General features: G+C 57.3%; 15 protein-coding genes. 6 read left to right on the top strand and 9 right to left on the bottom strand.

The genetic code is table 11. The features are described from left to right. Positions 1 to 502: 502 nt before the first annotated feature. From G3N58_RS21280 to G3N58_RS21250, 7 genes are all read right to left on the bottom strand, one after another. Positions 503 to 1816, bottom strand: a complete 1314-nt coding sequence (locus tag G3N58_RS21280; RefSeq protein WP_206000136.1) for an MFS transporter — start codon at positions 1814 to 1816, stop codon at positions 503 to 505. A 198-nt stretch (positions 1817 to 2014) separates the two neighbouring features. After that, complete coding sequence (locus tag G3N58_RS21275) at positions 2015 to 3616, bottom strand: CoA-transferase (RefSeq protein ID WP_206000135.1); 1602 nt, start codon at positions 3614 to 3616, stop codon at positions 2015 to 2017. A 13-nt stretch (positions 3617 to 3629) separates the two neighbouring features. Continuing rightward, a complete protein-coding gene (locus tag G3N58_RS21270; RefSeq protein ID WP_206000134.1) occupies positions 3630 to 5144 on the bottom strand; it encodes a CoA-transferase in 1515 nt (504 codons plus the stop codon). 2 nt (positions 5145 to 5146) lie between these two features. Further along, positions 5147 to 6985, bottom strand: a complete 1839-nt coding sequence (locus G3N58_RS21265) for an FAD-binding protein (protein ID WP_206000133.1) — start codon at positions 6983 to 6985, stop codon at positions 5147 to 5149. After that, a complete protein-coding gene (locus G3N58_RS21260; RefSeq protein ID WP_206000132.1) occupies positions 6909 to 7850 on the bottom strand; it encodes an SMP-30/gluconolactonase/LRE family protein in 942 nt (313 codons plus the stop codon). Before G3N58_RS21260 ends, G3N58_RS21265 begins: the two co-directional genes overlap by 77 nt. Positions 7851 to 7859: 9 nt before the next feature. Beyond that, entirely contained in the window at positions 7860 to 8612 is a 753-nt protein-coding gene (locus G3N58_RS21255; RefSeq protein ID WP_206000131.1) for an SDR family oxidoreductase, read from the bottom strand. Continuing rightward, positions 8609 to 9961, bottom strand: a complete 1353-nt coding sequence (locus tag G3N58_RS21250) for an MFS transporter (RefSeq protein WP_206000130.1) — start codon at positions 9959 to 9961, stop codon at positions 8609 to 8611. The genes G3N58_RS21255 and G3N58_RS21250 overlap by 4 nt, the downstream gene beginning before the upstream one ends. Positions 9962 to 10204: 243 nt before the next feature. Here G3N58_RS21250 and G3N58_RS21245 point away from each other — a divergent pair, with 243 nt between their 5' ends. The 5 genes from G3N58_RS21245 to G3N58_RS21225 all read left to right on the top strand — a co-directional run bounded on the left by G3N58_RS21245 (position 10205) and on the right by G3N58_RS21225 (position 13804). Then, positions 10205 to 11113 (top strand): IclR family transcriptional regulator, encoded by a 909-nt coding sequence (locus tag G3N58_RS21245; protein ID WP_206000129.1) that lies wholly within the window; start codon positions 10205 to 10207, stop codon positions 11111 to 11113. Further along, complete coding sequence (locus tag G3N58_RS21240; RefSeq protein WP_206000128.1) at positions 11088 to 11873, top strand: aldolase/citrate lyase family protein; 786 nt, start codon at positions 11088 to 11090, stop codon at positions 11871 to 11873. The genes G3N58_RS21245 and G3N58_RS21240 overlap by 26 nt, the downstream gene beginning before the upstream one ends. Positions 11874 to 11881: 8 nt before the next feature. After that, the gene (locus G3N58_RS21235) at positions 11882 to 12529 is read left to right on the top strand and encodes an aspartate/glutamate racemase family protein (RefSeq protein ID WP_206000127.1); all 648 of its coding nucleotides are present in this window, start codon (positions 11882 to 11884) and stop codon (positions 12527 to 12529) included. 33 nt (positions 12530 to 12562) lie between these two features. Continuing rightward, positions 12563 to 13000, top strand: a complete 438-nt coding sequence (locus tag G3N58_RS21230) for a MaoC/PaaZ C-terminal domain-containing protein (RefSeq protein ID WP_206000126.1) — start codon at positions 12563 to 12565, stop codon at positions 12998 to 13000. 435 nt (positions 13001 to 13435) lie between these two features. Then, positions 13436 to 13804 carry a hypothetical protein gene (locus G3N58_RS21225; protein WP_241017186.1) on the top strand — a complete coding sequence of 123 codons (369 nt, stop codon included), beginning with the start codon at positions 13436 to 13438 and terminating at the stop codon, positions 13802 to 13804. A 682-nt stretch (positions 13805 to 14486) separates the two neighbouring features. Here G3N58_RS21225 and G3N58_RS21220 read toward each other — a convergent pair. Next, complete coding sequence (locus G3N58_RS21220) at positions 14487 to 15431, bottom strand: LysR family transcriptional regulator (RefSeq protein WP_241017185.1); 945 nt, start codon at positions 15429 to 15431, stop codon at positions 14487 to 14489. Positions 15432 to 15922: 491 nt separating this feature from the next. Between G3N58_RS21220 and G3N58_RS21215 the strand changes: the two genes are divergently transcribed. Further along, positions 15923 to 17614: a carboxylesterase family protein gene (locus G3N58_RS21215; protein WP_206000125.1), complete on the top strand. Its 1692-nt coding sequence runs from the start codon at positions 15923 to 15925 to the stop codon at positions 17612 to 17614. Positions 17615 to 19368: 1754 nt separating this feature from the next. On the opposite strand, the gene G3N58_RS21210 is transcribed toward G3N58_RS21215, so the two are convergent. Continuing rightward, complete coding sequence (locus G3N58_RS21210) at positions 19369 to 20466, bottom strand: porin (RefSeq protein WP_206000124.1); 1098 nt, start codon at positions 20464 to 20466, stop codon at positions 19369 to 19371. Between the last annotated feature and the right edge of the window lie 167 nt (positions 20467 to 20633).

Below are 20633 nucleotides of genomic sequence, written 5' to 3'. Positions count from 1 at the left end.
GAGCACCAGACCGGCGGCTTGCTGTTTGAACTCGGGGGAAAACGAACGACGTTGCTTCGGCATCAGACACCTCTCCATGGCGAGCATTCTCGCCTAAATCAGTGTCTGGTTTCATTAGACCACTACATATCAACGTTAGTGATTCAAAAGTGCTGCGCGATAGGTAATCTGCAACGACGCGCTTTTCTCACGTGTTGAAGCCACACCTTAGCGATAGGTTCTTTTCGAAAAATCTTCGCCTTTGAACTCGCTTGGAGTCGTAGGCACCTTGTGGTTGCTTTTTCTACTTAAATTGATGGCGACGTTTTTCCGGTGGCTCACGAATGTGAGTCACCAAAAGACAGTGCTAGACCAGAAAATCCTTGTGCATCCCGCTTCGCTCCGCAGGAAACCTGATAGACCATCACCGATAGCGATCGAATCCTCGTCACCGAACTACCTAAAAGCCTGACGGAGCACCGCTTTGCTGGATATCAAAATTTCGGTTTTATCGGCGAAATAACTATTCGGTTACAGGAGGAAGCTCATCCGGCAGAGCATCACTCAGCGTTTCCCTATGCTTTTCCGGTCTGATGAAAATCGCCATCGCCAGTACGCCAATCAGATCAACGACAGCGCCCGCGACGAAACCACCCGAGTAGCCATGAAAATATTGAACCACGAAGCCCATCATGGCCGGGCTCAATATCCCAGCCAGATTGCTTATAAGGTGAATAAAGCCGGTGACGCCGCCGAGCCTGTTGGCGGGAATCAATTCATGCATCATGGCAAAGCACGCCTGTGTGGCAGACGTCAAGAACATGACGGCAAGAGCAATCAGCAAGACCGCGAGCATGATCGTGTGGACGACGCTCACCCCAACTAGCATCGCGCCGGAAAGCGCAAGTAACAGCACCGCGGGCAACTTGCGCGCCATCAGCTTGCTTTTCATTTTCCTGAAGAAAATATCGGAGAAAATGCCGCCGAAAAAGTAGCCGATCCCGCCAAAAGCCCAAGGAATGACGGTCATGAAACTCATCTCGGCAACGTCCAGGTGTAACTCGTTGACGAAATAGCTTGGGAGCCACGAGATAAATACAAAGAGCGTATAGCTGGTAGAAAACAGCCCCATCGCGAGTGCAAGCGTGCTTGGCCTTATCAGGTAGGCGCGCAAACTTTTTGTCTCACCACCATCGATCTCGGCGCGAAGCGCTTCGCGATTTTGCTCGATGAATTCCAGTTCTATTGCTGATACACGGTGGTTATCCGCAGGCTTATCAGTCATCAGTAAGCGCCAGGCTATGATCCAGACCAGCCCGACGCTTGCGACGAATACAAAAGCGATTCGCCAACTGAAATTCAGAGCAAGCAATCCGACCACTGGCCCGGCGATTGCAGCGCCGACCGTTTGACCAGAGAAAGCAAAGCCAAGAATCGTCGAAGTTTCCGACCTCGAGAACCAGTTTCCGACTGTCTTGTTCATGACCGAGTTCATCGGGCCTTCGGCGAAGCCAAACAAGCCGCGGAAAATCAGCAGAGATCCGAATCCGGTTACGGTCGCAGTGAGGCCGCACAGAATCGACCAACTGCCCATTGCCACGGAAAAGACCCGGCGTGGGCCATAGCGGTCTGCAAGATGGCCACCGACAAACGCAAAGATCGCATAGCCAACAAAAAAAGCACTATAGATAATGCCTAGCTGCGATGGTGAGAGACCAAATTCCTTGTCAATGATTGGAGCAACAATCCCAAGGGCGGAGCGGTCGATGTAATTTATCGCGCCGGCCACGAACAGCAAAACCGCTATGAAGTAACGATATCGGCCTATATTCTTCATCGATCATACCTCTCCACGCTGCAGCGAATTCTTACTCCCATACTGCCGCCTCATTCCTGAAGCGGATTAGAGAATTTAAGACTTCGCAGTGGTTCACAAGGAAATTTGCCGGGCCCGACGCGATGCCGCAAAGCGAGGAGAAACACCCTTTTTGAGATTTCTTGTCCGGGCCGGCAAACTTAATCGAGGGTGCAGCCGTTAGCAGCTAGCCACGAATGTATCAAGCAGCCCCATTGCCGGCTCCTGGAAAATTCGCGAGTCCATCCGCTTAAGCGCGGGAGACTTTTTCAATTCAAAGCCGACCTGATCCTGAATATCGCGATCGAAATCAATTCCCGGAGCGATTTCGATCACGACCGGACCATCGTCTCCCAGCTCGAACACAGCTCGCTCGGTGATATACAGAACCTGCTGTCCCTGCTTGCGCGCTCGCGTCGCATTCAAGGTGACTTGCTCCACCCGGTTCACGAATTTTTTGTGTCGGCCTTCGCGCACGATTCTGAGCTCACCGTCCTCGACCGCCACCTGGAGACCGCCCGTGGTGAGCGATCCGCAAAACACGAGGCGAGATGTACGATCGGTGATGCTATTGAAGCCTCCGCAGCCATTCCATTCGCGCCCAAACTTGCTGACATTGACATGTCCCGCGGCATCGATTTCGCCGATGCCGAGGAACGTCACGGAAAGACCACCTGACTCATAGAAGCCAAACTGGAAACTCGAATCCATGATCGCATCCGCATTCAGCGCTGGAACGAACGACTTGCCCAATACCGAGGTGAAAATGCCGCCGAAAATGCCGTGTTCGTTGGTGAAGGTCAGATCGTCGAGAATGCCTTCTTCCAGCGCGATGCTCGGCAGGCTGGTGGCAACACCCACGCCGATGTTGATGACATCGTTTGGCCTCAACTCCAGCGCCGCCCTGCGCATCATTACACGCAGCATTGGATCCTCGAGACGCGGAAGACGATGGAGCGGCACCTTTAACGAACCAGAGAGCGCCGGATTCGCTCCTAGCGCAGGGTCGAACATCTGGCTGGACACCTGCGTTTGCGCTGGATTCACGACCACCACATCGACCAGCGGGCCAGGTATGCGGACCAACTTTGGGTCAAGGCTGTTCGCCCTCGCCAGCCGTTTCACCTGTGCAATCACGAGGCCACCGCATGCCTTCGTCGCGGAGGCGAGTTCCAGCATGGCGAGCGTATTCGGCTCTTCCTCGAAACTGATGTAACCGTTCTCGTCTGCTGTTGTTCCGCGAATGATCGCCACATCGATATGGTGCGTGGGGTAAAACAGATACTCCTTGCCCGCCACTTCCGTCACCTGAGCCATCGTGTCGCGCGACCGGGCGTTCATCCGCCCAGCTTCGTTGCGAGGATCCAGAAACGAGCCAATGCCCACCGTCGTATGCACGCCCGGTTTGCCGCTCGCGGCGGCATCCAGTAACTGCACGAGCGTCCCCATGCCAATGACGTAGCCTTCACAGGCCTCGTTGCGAATCATCTCGATGAGCGCAGGGTGCCGGGAACTGCTGAAGGACGCCCCGATCATTCGCGCAAGCAGCCCTTCATGTGCGATGCAGTTGAGTCCGCCAATTCCCGCCCGATCTCCAGGCAACGCAGGCGCAAACACAGTCAGGTTGCGGGGGCTGGCTGTTTGCACAAAGCGCTCTTGCAGCGCCTGGAGTACGGCATCTGCCTCGAGCGATGGCCCCGTGCCCCCGATCGCAACGGTTGCGCCATCAGGGATGCGGCTGACGGCGTCAGCCGGGCTCAAAAACTGGACATGGGATAGCATAGTTACGTTCTCTCTAGAACTCGAAACAGTTGGCCGGCATGAGTTGAAGCTCCGGCGAAATCTCGAAGTCGCAATCCAGCACGCGCTGCAGATCTCGTTGCGGATCAACGCCTGGAGCGACTTCCAGAAGTACAAGTCCGCGATGGCTCAAACCAAAGACAGCTCTCTCGGTGACATAACGCACGTGAGTTCCCAATAGACGGGCACGTGATGCCGAAAACGTTACCTGTTGAACCGCCTGTCTGAACTTGCGCACGCCCTGACCTTCCAGCGTGGTACAGAAAACCACTCGGCGAATGCCTTGCGTGATTTCGATAAAGCCACCGCTGCCCGGAATTCGCCGGCCTAACCGGCTGACATTGACGTTGCCCGCGCTATCGATCTCGCCGACGCCAAGGAATGCGATATCGACTCCGCCGCCCGCATAGGTGCGCAACTGGTCGGCCGCGTCGATGATCGCCTCCGGGTTATGGGCCAGCGGAAACGTACTGCCGCCAGCCGAATAACCGTTGAGTCCACCGATCACGCCGTGCTCAATCGTGAAGGTCACCCGATCGAACAGGCCAGTGCGTATGGCTTCGTTCGGCAGAAAGCCGGGAAGACCCGCGCCGATAGCAATCGACTCGCCTTCGTCGACTTCCATCAGCGCGCGCCGCAAGACGATGCGCTTTTCACGCGGCACAGTCGGCAACGTTGACATGTCCATACGTGCGTCGCCAACCGTGGTCGGATCGAACGCGTGGCGCGTCGTTTGCCACTGCGACGAGTGTTCGACGACGGCGTCGACAAGAATGCCCGGGATCCTGACTTTGCGCGGATCGAGCGTGCCCGCGGGCACGATGCGCTTGACCTGGACAATCGTGCGACCGCCCGACGCGCGCGCCGCCTGCGCAAGCAGCAGGCTGCCGCACACCGACGGCTCCTCCTCGGTGCTTACGTTGCCCAGCGTGTCCGCCACCGTTGCGCGGATGATCGCCGTATCGACCGGAAGGGCCCGATAGAACAGATATTCGGTACCATGAATTTCGATGCGTTCGACGAGACGGCGCGACGAACACGAATTGAGAGAGCCTCCGCCAAAACGCGGGTCCATGCAGGTATCGAGTCCTACTGACGACACGACGCCCGGGCGTCCGGCAGCTGTCGCTTCGAGCATTGCGTACAGGATGCCAATCGGCAGGTTGTATGCCTCCATCTCGCCATCGTTGATCCGCTCCACGAGTTCGGTCATGCCAGACGGCCAGATCGCCCCGCCGACCATGCAGCTCACCAAACCCGGCACGCCCAGCGCGCTGGTCCCGCGGCCATCGATTTCGCCAGTGCGTATCGGATGGATTTCGGTCAGATTGCCGGGTTCGCCGGTACGGCGGTAACGGCTGACCAGCGCTTCGATAATCGCGTCAGGTTCTCCAACACCGCCCGCCCCACCGATGGCGATCGTCGACCCGCTGCGAATCAACGAAATCGCTTCATCGGCACGCTGAACCTTCGGACGCGCGGTACCGCGCATTTTTTCTCTGGCGCTCACTATCACCTCGGTGCAAACGGCGCTTTGCGCGCATTGGGCCGATCGCCGCGCAATTCGACCTGAACTGGGCAATCCCATTCAGAATCGGTCTGCGGGAAATCACTGCGGAAGTGGCTGCCACGTGTCTCGCGCCGGATGCTTGCAGCAGCGACCATGATTTCGCCGACGTCGAGCAGGTTCCACGCCTCGTTCATTTCCACGGCCTGTGCGGGGGTGTCGATCCGAAACCGATCGGCAAGCACCGACTCGCGAATAGCCCCAAGTTCCTGTGAGGCACTGTCGAGCGACTTCGCCGAGCGGATAATCAGCACATGCTGGCTCATGGCCGCCCTCACCCTCCGCTTGACTTCGCGCACGTCTTCGCTCCCGCCGCCGAGCGCGAGATGACGCAGTTCGGGACGTTCGGTCCGCAACGCGAGTCCCCGGCGTGACATGCCCAGTTCGGCCGCACGACGGCCGGCACGACGGCCGAACACCTGACACGTCAGCAGCATGTTTCCGCCCAGCCTGTCGGCGCCATACGGACCGCCCGCAGTTTCGCCGACGGCTAACAGATTGGGCACAGTGGTCTCGCAATCGTCATTGATAACCATGCCGCCGTTGATCGAATGCCCGAACAGGCCGATTTCGAGCGGTTGCGCATCGACGTCCATGCGTTTGCGCTTCATCCAGTCCTTGGAGATCGGCCACATCACCGACAGATCGCCACCAGGCGGCAACAGCGTTTGATCCACATTGCGCAGATCGAGAAGGAAGCTGCCGGAGTCGGGCACACGTTGTTCGTCGATGGCGCGTTTAGCGGCGATCTCCAGCCATCTCGACGCATCCGAGGTACTGAAAGGATAGTGCTTCACCTTGGTCTTCATCGCGTGCGCCGCCTCGACGTCCGGCGGCAGCACGCCGTCCAGAATGTCCTGCCCGTCGCGATCGGTGAATCGCGGCAGCAACGCCCAGTACCACGGCAGCACGATATTGAGCGACGGCCTGACAGTGCCGAAGCCTGCCTGCATGAATTCCATGTTGACCAGCTTCGCACCGTTCCGATAGCCCCATGCGTAGCCATCTCCGGTAATGTCGGGTGGCATCAGGCTGCGCTCGAACAGTTGACCGGCGCCGCCGGTCGCGAGCACGGTCGCGCCCGCGCGTACTTCTCTAACGACGCCGTTCTCATCGGCGCAAAGCACGCCTTCAATCCCCGCATCGCTTTTGAGCAATCCGAGCACTGCGTTGTGCTCGAGTACGACCACACCCAGCTTCGCGATTTCCTGCGCCAGCACTTCGGTGATCGGCTTGCCATGGTGATAGATCTTGCGATTGCGCGGCCGCGATGCGAAGTCTCCCATCGCCACAAGCGGCTTGCCGGTGTTCGGGTCCATGACGAACTGGATACCCCAGCGTTCCAGATCGTGCGCGGCGGAAATGGCTTCGTCGACGAGAATCCGCACAAGACGCTCATCGTTGCAACCCTGGCCGACCCGCATGATGTCGGCGAAGTGAACATCAGGCGAGTCGAGCGGATCGACCGCGCCGTCGGGCACCGAAAATCCGGCGAGTTCTGCGACGCCAAAAGCCGTCGCGCCGCTTCGTGTCAGGCGGCCTTTCAACACGAGAATCGTCGAGGCGCCCTGTGCTGCCGCCTCGTATGCGGCGCGCAGCCCGGCTCCGCCGCCGCCGACGACCACCACATCGGCACTGAGTGGTTCATGCTCTAACCAGTTCATGTCTTGCCTGAATAAATGGAATGGATTGAAAAAACGTAGACGTTCAGATCGCGCCGCGCGTATTGACGTAAAGCGCGTAGAGAGATCGCGACGCAGCCATAAACAGACGGTTCCTGACACGGCCTCCGAAACACAGATTGGCGCAGCGCTCCGGCAAGCGGATCACGCCAATCGGGCGGCCCGAGGGATCGAACACTCGCACGCCGTCCAAATCGTCGCGGCCCATTCCCCAGCCGCACCACAAGTTACCGTCCTCATCGCATCGCACCCCATCCGGAATACCCTCGCCACAATCGATCAGTACACTCGACGCGCCGAGCGAACTGCCGTCGTCATTGACAGGAAACGCCACGATCTTGTGATGCGGCTCGCCTCGACTCTCAACAACGTAAAGCGTCTTCTCGTCGGGAGAAAAACAGAGTCCGTTCGGAGACAGGACATGTTCGGCTACCACGGAAAGCACACCTTGCACGGAAAGCCGGTAGACGTATGTGCCCAGTTCCGCCTGCGCGCGCCGCCCGAGATAATCGTTGCTAATGCCAAAAGGTGGATCCGTAAACCAGATCGAGCCGTCAGACTTCACTACGACATCGTTTGGCGAATTGAGTCTCCGCCCTTCGAAATGATCGGCGAGCACGGTGATCGATCCGTCGTATTCGGTACGTGTGAGCCGCCGTGTGCCATGCTCGCAGCTCACCAGACGGCCCTGTCGATCACGCGTGTTGCCGTTCGTGAGCTGAGACGGTTTGCGATAGACCGATATCTCTCCGGTCGCTTCAAGCCATCGATAGACTGTGTCATTCGGAATATCGCTGAACAGCAGATATCCTCCGTCGCCGAACCAGCACGGACCTTCGGTGAAACCAAAGCCGGTTCCCAGTCTCTCGACGCGAGCCAGCGACAGTCGGTACCGTTCAAACGATGGATCTAGCGCCACGACGGCGGGATCGGGATAGCGATCGCAGGGCTGCCAGGAAGTCGTCATCGGCTCAGTTCACAGGTCGAAAAGCAACAGGTTCTTCATGCCGCCGTCTACGGTCAGCGTCGTCCCGGACGTCGATTTGGCTGCCGGATGTGCCAGATAAACGACGGCTTCCGCCACTTCCGCCGGACTCACGAGAAAACCAGTCGGCTGACGATTCTGGTACGCAAGAAGCTGCGCTGCGGGATCTTTCGCGCGTGCCACGAGCGTGGAAATGAACGGCGTGTCGACAGTTCCGGGATTGACGCAATTGACGCGTACCCCTTCGTGAAGCAGATCCGCGGCCATCGCCTGTGTCATTGAAACGATCGCGCCTTTTGTCGCCGAATAAACCACGCGCCGACGCAATCCCGTCGCTGCCGTACACGATGCGATGTTGACGATCGACGCGGACTTCGAATGCTTGAGATAAGGCAATGCCGCTCGCACGCATCGGGCGTACCCGACTACGTTGATGTCGAACACTGGCAGCCAGTCCGCGATCTCGCCATCCTCGACGCGCCCCTGGTAGCTAATGCCCGCGTTGTTCACGAGTACATCAATGCCACCAGCGGCGTCCGCGAACCGCTCGATGGCAGCATTGACCTGCTGGTCGTTGCGTACATCGACGACGAAGCCCTGCGCGCCCTCAGGCACACCTTCGATCGACAGATCGAGCACACCGACATGCATGCCCCGCTCAATGAACGCCTGAGCAATCGCCTGACCGATGCCGGCACCTCCCCCCGTGACGATCGCCTTCATTCCCTCGTAGGGATTTTTCATACCCTTTCCTCCGCATAATCAAATTGATGAACGCTATGCCGCAGAAACACCGCGCATACCGCCGCCAGAATTGCCATCGCGCCCATATACAGGGCAATCACCGGCCAACCCCAGTTCTGCTTGAGGATCGTCGTCGCCACGAGCGGTGAGACGCCCGCGCCCAGGATCGGCCCGATTTGTTGAACCAGCGACAAAGCTGTGTAGCGCACCTTCGGCGGAAACAGCTCGGAATAAAAGGCGCCTTGTGGGCCAGACACCGACGCGTGACCCACGGTGAGCGCGAGCACCAGCGCGACACCAATCCATAACGGCCTGCCTGTGTTGAGAAGCATGAAAAACGGCCATGCCAGGATTGCCTGATAGATCATCCCGCCCGCGAACACCGCCTTGCGTCCGACCTTATCTGAGAGCCAGCCGAAAAACGGCAGCGTGAAACATTCCAGTACCGAAGCGAGGATCATCCCGTTCAGAACCGCTTGCCGCGGCACTTTCATTTGTGTGACGCAGTAAGCGATCGCGAAGACGGCATAGATATTGAACAGGCCGCTCTCGGCAATTCTGCCGCCGATGCCTAGCAGAATGCTTGCCCAGTGACCGCGAATCGCCGTGACGAGTGGCAGCTTCTCCATGTCGCCACGCGAGCGCATCGCGACAAAGTCCGGCGTCTCGGAGATCTGCATCCGGATGATCACGCCAAGGACGAGCAGGACGATCGTCAGCAGGAACGGGATACGCCAGCCCCAGCTCATGAATGCCGTGTCGGACATGAACGCGTTGAGTACCCCTAGCAGAAACAATGGCAGTAGCAGGCCAGCGGGAATGCCAATGTGGACAAATGCGCTATAAAAACCACGCAGCCTCGTTGGTGAATGCTCGACCACCATCACCATACCGCCACCGTACTCGCCGCCTATACCGATACCTTGAAGGAAACGCAACGTGACCAGCGTTACCGGAGCCCAGATGCCGATCGACTGATATGAGGGAATCAGGCCGACGATCACAGTGGCAACGCCCATGATGATCACGGTCATCAGAAGCGACTTCTTGCGTCCGATCCTGTCGCCCAAATGACCGAACACAATCCCTCCCAGAGGGCGCGCGCAATACCCCACGAAAAACGTGACGAAGCCAAGCAGTACGCCGACCAGCGGATCGTGCGCCGGAAAAAATATACGGTTGAACACGAGTGCCGTGGCAATCGCATAGAGCGTGAAATCGTAATACTCGATCGTCGTGCCGATCGCGCAGGTGGCGGCGATCTTCGGCATGCCCTGCTCCAGGGTTTCGCGAGCACTCGCGCTGCGTTTGTCTCCTTGCACCGGCTTGCTACTGGTAAGTGAAGTCATCGTTCCTGTCCTATCAATAAGACACGGCATACCCCAGTTGAATTGAGCCAGCACTGACGTGCCAGCAACCGAGGCTGTCTCCGATTTAAATTATATTGATCGGAATACGATCACATGTATACAATCCGATCATCAATTGAAACTGCCCAAATAGTATGAGTCGGATAGCTGCTTGTTTATCGGGGTTATCACGCATATCTGCATACTCGTGGGGCATCTAGTATCAAACACATGGAAAAACATATGAACGCAATCCGATCAACTGGCACTCCAGACGAGCTATCTGTGGCATCGCCTGCGGAAGGTGTCCGCGCGTCGCCCGCTGACAATCCGAAGAACGTTGTGAACTCCGTGGCCAAGGCGTTCAGCGTGCTTCAGTGCTTCAGTGCCGGCCAGCACGTGCTGACGATTCCCGAGATCGCAGCGAGAAGCGGCATCGACCGTGGCACCGCATTCCGGTTGACCCACACGCTGGTGAGTCTTGGTTATCTACGGCCGGTTGCCGAACGCCGCTTCAGGCTGACGCTGAAATGCCTGGATCTGGGATACGCAGCGCTCTCGTCGCAGGACCTCGGATGGCACGCGGGCCCACTACTCGAAGAATGTGTTCCCGACTATTGCGACGCGGCGTCGGTCGGAGTATTGGAGGGCGCGGATGTCGTGTATCTCGCGCGCGTGGAGCAAAACCTCGGACGGTACAACCTGGATCGAAAGCCGGGACGTCGCGTACGTGCGTATGGCGCCGCACTAGGCCACGTGATCCTCGCGTTCATGCCTTTGCCCAGGCAGGTGGAAGTTCTAGCGAGTGCAGAACGCATCAAACTTTCTGAACATACGCTGACTGACCTCGATGCGCTCCTCGAGCGTCTCAAGCATGTGCGCGAGCAAGGGTACGCCATATCGGATGGCGAGAACGCCTATGGCTTGCGGACGATCGCCACTCCGGTTTTCGATCCTGACGGCAATCCAGTAGCGGGAGTTAGTCTGACCATCGACGCACAGCGAATGGCGATGCAGGAGTTTGTGACACTCGCCAGATCGCGGGCCCAAGCAATTGCCACTGAGCTTGGCCGTGCCCTACAGGCCGCTTCCGGCGGCATGCAAACCGACCCACCTCATCGATCTCATGGACACTCGCATCAATCAATTTAAGCAGGCGTTGCTCGCCCACAAACAGCAGCTCGGCCTCTTCTCCACGCTGGCCAGCCCCAATCTCGTCGAGTTGTTGGCGGGCTGCGGATTCGACTGGCTGTTACTCGACACCGAGCACTCTCCGAGTGATATGCCGGAGATCGTGTCGCAGTTGCAGGCTATCGCGGCGTTGCCCTGTAGCGCGATCGTGCGCCCGGCGTGGCTCGACATGGTTCTGGTCAAGCGCTACCTGGACGCCGGTGCGCAGTCTCTGCTGTATCCGTGTATTCAGACCGCGGACGAAGCGGCTGCCGCCGTCAGTTTCACACGCTATCCCCCGCGCGGCGTACGTGGCGTCTCGGGCAGTACGAGAGCGGCGTCCTATGGCCTCAACAACAATTACTTCCGTACCGCGGAAGATCAGATCTGCGTGCTGGTACAGATCGAAACCCAGCGAGGTCTGAACAATCTCGAAGCCATCGCGAGCGTTGATGGCGTCGACGGCGTGTTCATCGGACCGACAGATCTGGCCGCCTCGATGGGTCATATCGGCGACGCGCTCCATCCCGAGGTCCTCTCGGCGATCGATGATGCGTTCGCGCGTCTGCGCGATCTCGGTGTGCCGGCCGGGTATCTGACGCTCAACGAACAGGAGGCGTCACGGCGCATCGCACAAGGCGTTGAATTCGTGGGAGTGGCCACCGACACCTCCATCATCATGCGAGGCGCGAAAGGATTGATTGATCGAATGACTGCCGCGCCCGTGGCAGCGCACGGTTAGGTGCCGGCATGGCCCGTATTGCATTCATTCATACTGTGGCGTGGCTGGTAGACGAGTTCCGGAAGCAGGTCGCCGAAACACTTCCGCACGCCGACGCTTTTCACATGCTCGATGAGAGCTTGCTACAGGACCTGCTTGCCCGCAAGCCCGTTCCTGGCGTTTATCGGCGCGCTGTCACGCAGATCATGCAGGCCGTCGACGCGGGCGCCACGCGGATCGTAATGACGTGCTCTTCCACGTCACCGTCGGTGGATATCGCCCGCACGCTGACGTCGGTGCCAATTCACAAGATCGATGACCCGATGGCGGAGAAAGCTGTGCGGACCGGGCAAACGATAGGGCTACTGTGCACGGCTGACAGCACGATACAACCGAGCACCGCGTTGCTGCACGCGCATGCCCAGACTCTCGGCCGCGAAGTTCGAGTTGTACCGTCTCTTGTGCCGCACGCATTGGACGCATTGACGCGCGGCGATCGCGATCGCCACGACGAACTTGTGCTTCGCGCCGCCCAAACGCTCGGCGATGAAGCGGACGTGATCGTCCTTGCGCAAGCATCGCTAGCGCGATTGGAGCCCGCATTGAATAAAGAATTGAAGGCGCCCGTTCTCGCCAGCCCGCCTCTGCTCATGGATTTACTGCGCAGCGTGCATTGATCGACACGCCGAAGCGCCACCCAAGGAAAAGTCATGGAACGCGAATACTACGAATCGCCCACGGGCAATCTCGACGGCGTCGAAATCGGCACGACCGTTGTGTTCACAAAGACGGTCTCCGAATCCGATATTTACCTGTATGCCGGCATTACAGGCGATTTCTCGCCGAATCACATCAACGAGGAATACATGAAGGACAGCCAGTACGGAGGCCGTATCGCACACGGAACGCTGCTGATGGGCTTCATGTCGACGGTCTCCGCCCGGACTCGCATTGGCCGTTCTGTATCGCTCGGGTATGACAAGGTGAGATTTCTCGGTGGCGTACGCCCGGGCGACACCGTGACGACACGCTATACGGTCGAGAACATCGACAAGGAAAAAGGAAGAATGACCTCGCGTGTCGAGTGCTTCAACCAGCGAAAGGAACTCGTCGCGGTTGCCAGCCATATCAAAATGATAGTCAAGTGAGAGGGCTCACGTTTCGCCGGCTTTAACAAAGACCACCGCGCCAGACTTACCACATGACTGAGCTTTCTCCCGCCCGTTCCTTTGCTAGTGTCTCTTCGCGCACCGTTTGCTTTCCGACGTTCGACGAGGCAACGCAATTATTAAACGCACCGGTGCCACTTCTGTCGCATTTGACTTGCCGTCTCTTCCAAAGTTGGAGCGCTCTTTGGCATGAAGTCAACCGGTCCGGCTTTGTCCCATCCGGAGCCCGTTAGGACCGAGCACGACTAGCGTTGCGCAAGGGCCCCCTTTCGTGATGGTTGACCTGGCTGCTGTGCAGCGCAACATCGCTTCCTACCCAGCTCGGACATAAGCGCGCTATCATGGAAAGATCGACTGGAAGCGGCGCGTGCAAGTCTGCAGGGGTTCGCAGAGAGCCCGTTCGGGAGGTACATCATGAAGCCAACTGCAAGTGCCTGCAGGGGCACATCAATGGCTGCTTGTCTTGGCGGCCTGTTGATATCGTCGTTCGCGATCGGCGCGACTGAAGCGACGATTACAATTATTTCGGGCACATCCGGCGGCAATTGCGGTGCGCCGCACGGCAACGTCACGCAGGACATCGCGCAGCATTGCAACGGCTTGCACACGTGCGACTATCCGCTCTCCACTACTGCGAAACCTTCCGGAGATTGCCGCGGTGACTATCTTGCCGAATGGCGCTGCGGCAGCCAGGAATTCCACAACGCCAGGCTCGACGCTATTGCCGGCGGAGGCGATCGCCTCGTGCTCAGTTGCGTGCCTCCTCGTGGCGCGGGGCATTGACTTGCGCGGGACGCGTAGAAATATGGCCCGGATGGATTCGAGCAAGGTGACTTACTTGGAGGCGTGGCGGCGCGGCGTTCTCCTTAAAGCGTGTCGCATGCCGTCAGTATTATGAGAAGCCGCTCAAGCGACCTGGGGCTTCGGCTAGCTGCTGGCTCAGCGCGATACCTGTAACAATATCTCGAAATCGAGACTCAGCGATGGCGTGATCTCTCCGCAATGCAGAAATTCTGCTGTTATTTTGGTGAGGCTCAACGCAAGCTGCTTCGGCGCTGGTTACAGCGGATGACGCACCAGTCGTTCAACAGACACCGGTGCGAATCAACACAATGGCCTCCTTCGATAAACTAGCAGCGGATACCAAGCTGGTTTGCGCCGGTACTGACGGTCAAATCTTGTTCCGTCATCCGATTCGAGATGGTTACTCCCGCAGATTTCAACTGGATGTGGGCCGATCTCTCCTCCCTGACTCCTCGCCCCCGAAGAACTGACTGGCTGCCGTTGGCAAGCTAATAGTGTGTGGTCGCCAGCCATCAAGTTCGCCCGCCACTTTGTTCGGCGAACATTGCGAGGGCGAGATCATCTAACGAGGTGGGAGCTAGGGTCTCAGGCTGGCTCCATACATAAACCGCCCCCCACTGGCACACGCACTTCGAAGGATTGCACGACCTCCATTCGTGCCCTACGGAGACGCGGGCTTCGCAACCATCCGAGCTGCGGTGCTCTTGAGTATTTGAGTGAACTCTGACGCAATAGTCTTCGGCTCGACACCACGACGAGTGGCACCGATCAAATCGATGCTGACGGAAGGTTCTACCAGCATTGATACCATCACTCGCCGCCTCAAACAGTCAGGAAGGGCAAACGAAGGAATGATCGCGTTCCCTAGTCCTGCTTCGACCATCCCAACCAATGTTCCTATGAAGTTCATAGTCGGACGCCTCTCATGCGCTCGATCGATCCGCTTCAAGTGACCTTCAATGAGGTACTGAATCGGGTTGTCAGGCGGCAAACTAATCAAATCAAGTCCTGAAAGGCTATTCCAGTTTCGAGGCGGTCCAAGCCCAGCACGACCAGACACCGGTGAACCGAACGATTGAACCGGACTGACCAACATCAGTTTGAACTTACAAATGGGCGTTCTACCCAATCCAACCGCTGGCCGGATAAAGAATCCCAAACCAATGTCGACGCGTCCGTCCAGCACCGCTTGACGAACGCTTCTCATCTCGACATCTTCGAGCTCAACCGTCACTCCCGGGTGACTAGTCCTAAAGTCGTTCAATGTCGCCGGCAGTAGATTGGCGGACACCATAGGGGTAGCTGCCAGCGAGAGTCTCGATGTGCGTTCGACATGCGTACCGGCGAGAGACTCTTCGAGGTCGGCGTAGTCGAGCAAAATCCGCTTAGCAGCGACTTGGAGTTTCCGACCGGCGTCTGTGGGCACGACCAACCTGGTTGTTCGATCGAACAGACGGGCACCAACGGTCGTCTCGAGATCTCGGATGAGCATGCTGATACCAGACTGCGACATTGGAATCTTCTCGGCAGCCCTCGAAAAGCTCTGCAGTCGGCAAACTTCCAAGAAAGCATGCAGTTGCCTCGGTTGAACGTTCATCAGCGACATTTAATTAGTCTCCATCTTAGGGCTCTCACGCCAAAAATGTTCCAAAGAAGAGGTCTGACGCCGACTCCCTTCGGCACTTATGAGCTTTTCTCACTGTGCTTCAGAGGAGCAGTCATGAAAAGGTACTACGAATCGTCTTAACCAAGGCTTCTTCTTACGCTTTAAGCCTGCAATCGGCCCCGTGCGACCGCTGACACAGCCCGCTTCCGAATTCAGCTGTACGGGCTGAATCTTGAATCATCTTTCGCAATTGAACTTATCAGCGTACCTGAAGAATTCATCAGAAAGTTCCGCTTGCCTGATGCAATCAAAATAGATTCAATAGCGGAACGAGGCTGAATGAGGCCGTGTGATTTGCCGTACCACGCGACTCAGGAGCCTCTGCGAGTGACCGTGTTGTAGACAAATCTCGGAGCGGGAGCAGTCGTTGGCATTTTCTGTAACCCGCCGCACTCGGCCTTGAAAGAAACCAATCACGGAGACATCCTTTAATGACATCAGTTCGCCGCAGCATTCGTGCTTCGGGTAAAGCCCAAATCACCGCTTCCCTCCCCTTCAAAAGTGCGCGCGAGCTCTCTGTTCGCCTTTCCTTCGCAGCTGCGAGTTGTGCTTTTCTATCTCTCACGGCCTGCGGAGGCGGAAATGTTGATTCGCAGGCAACTTCCCAAGCACCTGACCCGACCGTTGCGATGACGCAGCAAGGTAAAGTCACGGGGACGGCTACAAATGGAGTCATATCGTTTCAGGGCATTCCATACGCAGCTCCTCCGGTCGGAACGCTACGCTTTCAAGCTCCACAACCGACCGCGCAGCGTAGCTCTACGCTAGCCGCTAGCGCTCCCAACAGTGGCTGTGCCGTACAAGAAGATTGTCTCTACCTGAACGTTTGGAAGCCCGCTGATGTAGTTGCTGGCGCAAAGACACCCGTGTTGTTCTGGATTCATGGGGGCGGATTCTCCAGCGGCTCTGGAGGTATCTGGGACGGTACCGCCTTGGCTAAGGAAAATCACTTCGTCCTTGTAACAATAAACTATCGGCTTGGTGGGCTTGGCTTCTTTGCCCATCCCGCTCTGACCGCAGCAAACCCATCTGCAGCGACCGACTTCGGCCTACTCGATCAACAGGCCGCAATGAAGTGGGTTCAGGCAAATATTGCAGCATTCGGCGGTGACCCTTCGAATGTGACCGTCTTTGGCCAGTCGGCTGGTGGAATGTCGGTGACTACACACCTCGCGTCGCCTTCATCTGCCGGATTGTTCCAGAAAGCCATGGTGATTAGCAATGGTCCGGTTCGGCTCGATATCCCTCTTGCCTCCGCCGAGCAGCAAGGCGTAAAAGATGCAACAGCACTTGGATGTCCAGGCACAGACTCGTCGGTCCTCGACTGCCTCCGCAAGATCCCGTTTGCCACTCTTCGGGCTGGAACCCATGCATCGACAGGCGGAAGCGGCTGGCAACCGATCATTGATGGACATTTCCTGGTCGAGTCGACATCCGATTCTTTCGCTGCTGGCCGGTTCAACAAAATGCCAATCATCTTTGGTGGCATGCACAATGAACGGAGCCTGTTGGCAAAGAACTACGCATCGGCTCCACTCACAGATGCCAACTACGCGACGACTGTTGCGACACTCCTCAATTCCGTGTCACCGGTCACGACACCATCTGATGTCGAGCAGCTGTATCCGTCAGCCAACTTCGTGAATCCCACTCATGCCGCGACCGAAGCTGTTGGAGACTATGCGTGGTATTGTGGAACCATGACCGACGCGGCAAACCTCTCGAAATACTCACCATCAATCTGGCGGTACGAGTTCGCAGAGCAGAACCAGGCGCAGATCATTCCCGATGGATCGGCGAGTTACCCTGGTCCGATTCTTCCGTTTTACGGCCCGTGGGGAAATTTCCATTCGGCTGACAATCCGTATTGGTTCAGTCAGTTCGGAAGCTCTGAACAGACCGCGTCAAATCTGGCCTTGTCGTCAACCATGCGGCAGTATCTTCAGAACTTCGCTGCGGCTGGTGACCCCAATGGGGGAACGCTTCCCCATTGGGCCAGTGTAAGTGCCGGCGGCGGCACCGGAATGCAGTTCGCAACGCCCATCCGACCAAACGTCGACATCACGACTTCGCATCACTGTGACTACTGGGCTACCAAGCCTGCTAGCGGGCAATCGTACTAATCGCTCCCCTCTCACATCGTCGTCAGCGCGCACCAGAAATGCTAACTGAGACTGCGGCCGGCAGGCGCGTGCGCGTCGGCGACGTGTGAGAATAGGCGGTCCATCAACGAACGTAGGAGCGACAACGCCCCTCGTGAAAAAGAGATTAAGGCCTCGTCCAGTTATCCACTGATATCGTCTTCTCGCTCGATCCAGTTCGCTCCATGTATCACGCTGCGCGACCCAGTGGTTGCGACGCGTCGAAACTACTGTTCAGTAAATCAAAGTCACCTCCCTGAGAGTTGGGAAACTCCGCCAACTCCTCGCTTCTCAGCCACGAAGCCGGCAATGTGGCGCACATCGTGGCTATGCGCAATAGAGACTGCGGGATGACGTCAGATGGAGCGAGCGTGGGTTCGAGAGTGAAGTCGAAAAAACGAACATCAAGATGCCCGACTTCGCTAGCGTTTTAAAGTACTGTTGGACCGGTTGTGGTCATGCGCCGGCGAGACGGCTCCATGGAATCGGGCCACAACCAAAAGCCTGCATGTCTTGCACACGGTAACCCCGAACCACGTGCCTACCTGGATTATGTGCTAACTCGCACTTCCGATCACAAAATCATTCTCATCGATGAGTTCCCGCCGCGGCGTGTGGTCAACAATCTGCAGACGCCAGCGAGTCTGTCGAATTCCGTTGGCCCACCAGCAACTCTAATTCTCTGGCATTTCGCACGTCCACACGAATAGACGAGCTACCCAACGGGGTTGCCTACTACATGCCGACCCGAGCACTTCATGCACTGCCATCTTGTTTCCAATCTCGCCATGACGAGAACGGCGTACTAGCCAACCACGACTAGCAGCGGCCAGCGAGTAGGTATCTCAGTAGAAGGCCGATGAATTCGCCTTGATGGATTGGTCGAGACGATGGTCACAGTCGGTTGCGAGCAATGCCTTTGTGTCGGAGCCCTGTGGATTAGTATCCGCTTGAGAATGTCCCCAGATCGGCGTGCCGGCCAGGTCCGTTAAATTGAGTGAAGCGGATGCCACTCATGCTCGCAACCGCACCTGACCACTGCGCGGCGCCCGTCCATTAACCAGGTACCACCGCCAATAGCTCATGGGCGGATCTGATCTCCCCAAGTTGTGTCTGTGTGCACCTCGCCGTCAGCGAGATGCACACAGACACCTCCTTGCGCTCAAGACTGTTGTTCAGCGCTCTCGCAACCGCCAGATCCACGGATACCAACTTGCGCGGAAGCACGTATTCGTTCGTAAAGGGGTGTCGCACACCGGCTCAATGCGAGCCGTACAGGAGCCGGTGTCGGCTTGGCAGCAAGCATCGCTGTATCAAGTTCGATGTTAGATATCTCGATGCAGAACGGTAACGCTTGTTCGGCGGCCTCAGCTGAGTAAGCACGAGCACCATCGGCCCGAAACGCGGCATGAACTCGTTGAGCTTGCGGGGTCACCCGGGTTCTACGAGCGCCACGCGTCCGTCGAGTAGCTAGATACCCGACTTTCGGCTTCGAGGCACCTGTCGCTCTCGGAGAAGCTCGGCTGCCGACAGCGCTCGACCACGGTGTCATGCACTGGACGCGCATCGCGCCGAGCCTGGATGAGAGAAGTGGTTTCCATCCGTGATGTTGATCTGGACCGTCAGTTGCTCGGTGGCGACGTCCGTCGCGCACCAAATGGGGTAATACGATCCACTCAAAAAGCCAACAGTGGTGCCGGTTAAACCCAACTTGAAGTCAGATTCCAAACGCGCTATCAAAACTTGTGCATGACGCCGACCGCGATCGCCAACTGGTTCGCCCCTGTAGCAGCGGTTGTCACTGCGATAGGTGTCCCCCACCCGGTCGCGCTCATCGCAGCTTTCGAGCTGTTGATAACGTAGGTGACGTTGGTGTACAGCGCCGTACGCTTCGATAGCCAATAATCGGCATTAAGACCGGTACTAAGTGCGTGCGCGGAAACGTTGCGGTACGAATGATAGTAAGTAGCGGCTGCCACATCGAGCGCCGGGGTTACCAGATAGCGTACGCCCCCAAACACCATGTACTGCGGGGGCGAGGCGACGAGCGTCGTATTGATATCGTTCAGCAACAACTCGTAGCCGCCATATAACGTCGCTTTTTCGATCTTGTACGAACCGCCAAGCAGATAGCGACGCTCGCTATTGTCAGCCGATGCGACAGCCAAACCTTGCCGCTGTTCATAAGTGAATGTTAGATTGAGCGGTCCCTGTACGTAGCGGCCGCCGAAGTCGAATTGCTTGCCAACGCGAAACGCTCCAGGCACCGGTACACTAGCGGCAACCGATTCATAGCCGAAGCTGTATAGCGCGTTCAGTTCAAACGGTCCATAGTGCCCGAGATAAGACACCGCGTTATCCGCACGGCCCACGAACTGTGCATCCTGCGCGGAGAAACCGAAGCTCGAGTAGTTCAGCGGATCGAGCGCAAGGCCATAGCGATACATCGGGACCTGCTGACGACCAAACATCAGTGCCCCGTAGCTGCTTGACTCTAGGCCGACGAACGCCTGACGCCCAAACAAACGCCCTCCTTGCTGCAAGGCACCCGTGTTCATCGCCATGCCAGACTCAAGGGTAAATATCGCGTGTAGGCCGTTACCCAAGTCTTCTTTGCCGGTAAAACCCCACCGTGAATTTTGACGACTCCCCGTGCCGAGGGCAAACTGCGTCCCCGATGATCCTGGCGGCACGGCGCTATGGTTAGCAAAGGTAACTCCCGAATCGACGATGCCGTACAACGTAACGGAAGATTGTGCGTGCGCTGTACAACAGAACCCAATACCAAATGCAAAAAAAGCTTTGAACGACCGCGTGGAGATCTGGCTTTTCATCGAATTATTCCTTTTTTAAATTATTTGTACTACAAAATAAAATGGACAAAAAATAGCACTAGGTAGAGTTTGTCGCACAGATTCTCCGACTGTCCGACCTTATTCCAAGGTCCTTCTTACATGGAGGTACGCTTCTTGTTGTCCGCCCAGAACGGGCCCGTCCTTTG

The organism is Paraburkholderia sp. Ac-20342, from assembly GCF_017104985.1.
GTDB lineage: Bacteria > Pseudomonadota > Gammaproteobacteria > Burkholderiales > Burkholderiaceae > Paraburkholderia.
Note: the sequence above shows the minus strand (reverse complement) of the source record. Positions and strands in the feature narration are given on the sequence as shown.